Genomic DNA, 4824 nt, shown 5'->3' with positions numbered 1-4824 from the left:
TACAACACCGTCAGGCCGCACAGCGCACTAGGCTATCGCCCACCCGCGCCAGAAAGCATCGTCACAATGGACCAGAGGCCCACGATGCACTAACAATCAAACCGGACCACCCGATGGGGGCACGCCAATCTTGCGCTTCGCTGAAACGGCTTCTCTTCATCGTCTGTCTCCTCAGTTGGAGAACAGGCTAACCTCAAAGCGAGGACCTTTGAGGGGAGCAGGTCACCAGTCAAATGAGCGCCTGTAACAAGCAGGTCAAGCCACAAAAAACATTAGCTCTTTTTGGAAATGGAAGGCCTCTGCCTTAATGGGTTCTGACAGATAAAACCCCTGAGCAAAATCGCATCCGAGAGCGACGATCTGGTCCAGCTTTTGTTGGCTCTCCACGCCCTCGACGGTGCAAGGAATTCCCAGCTCCCTCGCCAGAGTAGCGATTGACGAGACAATTGCCCGGGATTGGGCTCCCAATGAATCCCCTGATACGAAAGAACGGTCGACCTTAATCTTGTCGAAGGGAAATTTTTGCAGATAGCTAAGGGATGCATAACCCGTGCCAAAGTCATCTAGGACAATCCGGACACCAGTTGCTTGGATTTCTTTCAGCTCGGCGATAGTGTTGTTTTCATCTTTGATCAGGACTTGCTCGGTTATTTCAAGTTCAAGCCGTTCCGGGGCAACGTTATGATGGGACAGGCTTGCTGCAACTAGGTCCCGAAACACACCTCTGCCTAATTGACTTGGGGATACATTTACAGAGAGGGTCAAATCGTCGGGCCAGGCACGCGCACGACTCAAACTCTCGTTGAGAACCCAAGTCCCAATTTCGTTGATAGCACCAGTTTCTTCAGCAATGCGTATCAGATCGTTTGGCTGAAGCTCAGGCGTTTGAGGATTTCCCCATCGGATCAATGCTTCAGCGCCGCAAAACTCTAGCTTTTTCAGATCGTAAATCGGTTGGAATGCAAGTGCCAACGAGGAATCCTGTACTGCGCTCCGCACCTCAGAAGCAAGGCGCCGCTTTTTCAATTCTTCGGCGTCTAAAATGTCATCGTGATAGTAGAAGCTGCCCCTGCCTGACGACTTGACCTTGTAGAGCGCTCGATCGGCACGCCCGATTAATTCGTCAGGCTCCAGATTTGGGTCGTCTGAAACACAAATGCCAACACTTGCTCCTATGATCTCTTGAGAGGAGGCGACAGCGAACGGGCGCCGAACGGATTCATTGATACGCCTCGCTATGGCGATTGCGTGCGACTTGGCGTTCGCGTGCTTGCATTTTGTTAGAAAGGCAAATTCATCGCCACCCAATCGAGCAACCAAGTCGCATTCTCGCGTGCATTCTTTCAGGCGTTTTGCGACTTCTTTCAGGAGGTCATCGCCAGCTTGATGGCCATAGGTATCATTTATTTCCTTGAAGCGATCTAGATCAATCAGAAGCAGAACTATTGCGCGTTCGTTTCGATCGACGTTGGCCAATTCATTGAGTTGGTTGTGGAATTCGAGACTGTTTGCAAGTCCGGTCAAGGCATCGTGCCTCGCAGCGTACTCATCACGTTCTGCCGCGATAACTCGGGCGGTAACGTCGGAATGGGTACCAACCCATCCACCACCTGGCAGGGGGGCATGAGTAGACTGAACTATGGTTCCATCCCGGGTGCGGAACTGAAAGGTCTGCGCGGATCCTGTGGAAAGTTTGGCGATGAGTTCGTCGAGGTGCTGATCAATATCGCCTTCGAACTCTCCGCGCTCCTGCTCACATTCGAGCAGTTGTTTGAGTGATGTTCCCAGTTTGACTTCGCCCTCCGGCTTTCGAAAAACGTCGATGTAGCGCCGATTCCACATCGTGATGCAGGCATTATGATCGAATACGGATACTCCCTCATCCATGTTGTCGATCACAGTCTGGAATTGCTCGGATCTGAGGCGCGCGAATTCCTCGGACGCTACTACCTTAGCATGTGCTTCAGTTGTTCTTGTGATGTCTTGAAAGGCACCGATAAGGCTAACCATATGATCATCTTGATAGACCGGTCGTCCCATTGTGCGAACCCAGACTCTGCGACCCAATGCCGTAATGAGCGGCAGTTCCACGTCCCAAGGTGTGCCTTTTTCGATCGCGTCGTTTACGCAAGCCCGGATTATGTCACGGCTTTCTGGAGCATAGAAGTCGATCGCAGTATCTAGCTGCGGCTCGTAATCTTCGTCAACTTCATGAATGCGTTTAGTCTCGTTCGTCCAGGCTAGCGATGTCGGGTTTAGCCGAAGTTCCCATCCGCCGACGCCTGACAACTCTTTCACCTGTTCGAGCAAGGTCACCGATCGTTCCAGCGCATCGCGCTTATTTGCTTCAGCTGCCCGAGAAAGCTCCAATTCTCGCTGCTCATAGTGGGCTGCAATCAGTGCTTCTGCTAGCTTTGCAAGTTGGCTAAGTTGCTCCACTTCGTCGCGACTTAGGGTCCTTGGCTTATTATCGATGGCGCAGAGTGTCCCAAGATTATGCTCACCATCGACCGAAAGGGGAATACCCGCGTAGAACACAATGTTGGGATGCCCAATCACCAACGGATTACTGCGGAAACGATCATCTAGGCGTGCGTCAGGAACAATCAGCGGAACCTGATCGACTATGGCATGGGCGCAAAACGCGACGTCTCTTGGCGTGCTTCGTACATCTAATCCCGTGTTCGACTTAAACCACTGTTGGCGTTCATCCACCAATGAAACGAGTGCGATTGGGCAGCCCAGAATTCGAGAAGCCAGCTGGGTAATTGCGTCGAACTTCTTACATTGATCAGTCCCCATGATCTTAAGGTCACGCAGCGCGCGCAGTCTAGCAGACTCATTCCTGGGTTTAGGTTGGGAAAACAAACGAATCTTCCAATCTTGGCTCTCGGACCCAAAGGTTGAGCACAAGTAAGACTGATCCCACTAACGCTCGGTTAACCCAGTCCTGAAATTGGCAACAAGGAATTTCAGACGTTTCGTCGGAGCTTCTCTGGGGTCTGCTGAACAACTCTGGCTGGCATGTGAACCACAAGCGGGTCGAGCGTATCTGGCGGCGCGAAGGGCTGAAAGTGCCACGGAAGCAGAAGAAGAAAGGGCGTCTCTGGCTGAACGATGGCTCCTGCGTGCGTCTCAGGCCGGAACGCCCCAATCACGTCTGGTCCTACGACTTCGTCCAGGATCGGACCGCTGACGGACGGGTCGATCGGACTCTGAACATCATCGACGAATACACTCGGGAGGCGCTCATGATCCGCGTGGATCGCAAGCTCAACTCAACCGATGTTTTGGATGCGCTTACGGACCTGTTCATCCTGCGCGGCCCGCCGGAATACATAAGATCCGACAATATGCCCGAATTTATTGCCCAGAAGGTTCGGGACTGGATCGCCGCGGTCGGTGCCAGGACGGCGTTCATAGAGCCGGGCAGCCCTTGGGAGAATGGATACTGCGAAAGCTTTAATGCCCGGTTCAGGGACGAGTTGCTAAACGGTGAACTGTTCTACAGCCTACGCGAGGCTCAAATCCTCATCGAGCAATGGCGCATTCACTACAACACCGTCAGGCCGCATAGCGCATTGGGCTATCGCCCGCCTGTACCAGAAAGTATCGTCCTAATGGACCAGAGGCCGACGATGCACTAACAATCAAATCGGACCACCTGACGGGGGCACGCCAACAGAGCGAACTAAAAAGCGCGGACACTATGGGGAGCAGGTCAAGTTGTCTCTATGAAACCGGGCAGCAGTCATAGGCTTGAGGAGCTTGAAGGGCTCAAATCTAGGCAACCTTTGCTAGTGGATACGCTTCTCTCCAATCCTGAACCCAAACCGAAAGTTCACCAAGCGGCATGGGTCGTCCGACGAAGTAACCTTGGATCTGGTCACACATTGTATTCTCAAAGAACTTTCGTTCAGCATTGTTCTCAACACCTTCGACCAAAACTTTCACACCGAAATTGTTACCCAGATCGATCAATGTCTCGGTAACTGCTGGCAGACTGGTGTCGACATCGATGCCGGATACAAATGTACGATCAATCTTAATTCGTGAAATGGGGAAGTTGCGTAAGCTGGAAATTGCCGCATGACCGGTACCGAAGTCATCCAGTTCGATGCCAAAGCCCGCCTCAGCAAGGCTACGGATATTGTTGATGGCGGAATCCATCGTGTCGTTCAGAAGTGTCGATTCCAAGAGCTCTATACAAATCCGCGTGGGGTCAACGCCAACCATATCAACGGCCGAAAGCAAACGATTTACCAGCTCTGAGTTCATCAAACGAGCTGTCGAGATGTTGATACTGACCGTCGCATGCGGAAGCCCCAGTTTATCAAGAGTCGTCGTTGCTCGGCAGATAACTTCAAACATAAGATCGTCAATTTCTTCGATGAGATGAGCGTTCTCTGCAGCGGGAACAAACTGGGATGCAGATAGAAGCCCCAACTCCGGATGGTTCCAACGCACGAGGGCCTCGAAGCCAACGATCTGGTTAGTTTTGTTGTCGACTTGGGGCTGGAAATAAGGTTCGAACTCCCCTCGCTCCAACCCTTCTCTGATGCCGAAGGCTAAGGCTGCACGCTCTAGGGCCTCATCACGCATGGTTTGCTCAAAGAAAACATGCCTTCCGCGCCCGGTACTCTTTGCAGCTTTTAGGGCCATGTCTGCGTTAATCACCGCATTCCCGATGGCCGCCGTGGCGTGCCCCCATCGGGTGGTCCGGTTTGATTGTTAGTGCATCGTGGGCCTCTGGTCCATTGTGACGATGCTTTCTGGCGCGGGTGGGCGATAGCCTAGTGCGCTGTGCGGCCTGACGGTGTTGTA

General features: G+C 52.6%; 2 protein-coding genes and 1 pseudogene. 1 reads left to right on the top strand and 2 read right to left on the bottom strand.

Annotated elements, in window-relative coordinates; genetic code table 11:
* Window positions 1-255: 255 nt before the first annotated feature.
* On the bottom strand, window positions 256-2802 hold the full coding sequence (locus LOM8899_RS22825) for a bifunctional diguanylate cyclase/phosphodiesterase (protein WP_133065106.1): 2547 nt from the start codon (window positions 2800-2802) through the stop codon (window positions 256-258).
* 200 nt (window positions 2803-3002) lie between these two features.
* Between LOM8899_RS22825 and LOM8899_RS22820 the strand changes: the two are divergent.
* Window positions 3003-3647 (top strand): annotated as a pseudogene (locus LOM8899_RS22820) (IS3 family transposase); the annotation flags it as partial.
* Window positions 3648-3783: 136 nt separating this feature from the next.
* Here LOM8899_RS22820 and LOM8899_RS22815 read toward each other — a convergent pair.
* Window positions 3784-4677 carry a putative bifunctional diguanylate cyclase/phosphodiesterase gene (locus LOM8899_RS22815; RefSeq protein ID WP_133065105.1) on the bottom strand — a complete coding sequence of 298 codons (894 nt, stop codon included), beginning with the start codon at window positions 4675-4677 and terminating at the stop codon, window positions 3784-3786.
* Window positions 4678-4824 lie beyond the last annotated feature (147 nt).

The organism is Flavimaricola marinus, from assembly GCF_900184895.1.
In the GTDB taxonomy this organism is placed as follows: Bacteria; Pseudomonadota; Alphaproteobacteria; order Rhodobacterales; family Rhodobacteraceae; genus Flavimaricola; species Flavimaricola marinus.
The sequence above is the reverse complement of the archived record's forward strand: the minus strand, read 5'-3'. Positions and strand labels throughout refer to the sequence as shown.

What these genes read in the sequence shown, in the direction of transcription:
- LOM8899_RS22825 (WP_133065106.1), bottom strand. Translation starts at nt 2,802, where the DNA reads ATGGGGACTGATCAATGTAAGAAGTTCGACGCAATTACCCAGCTGGCT.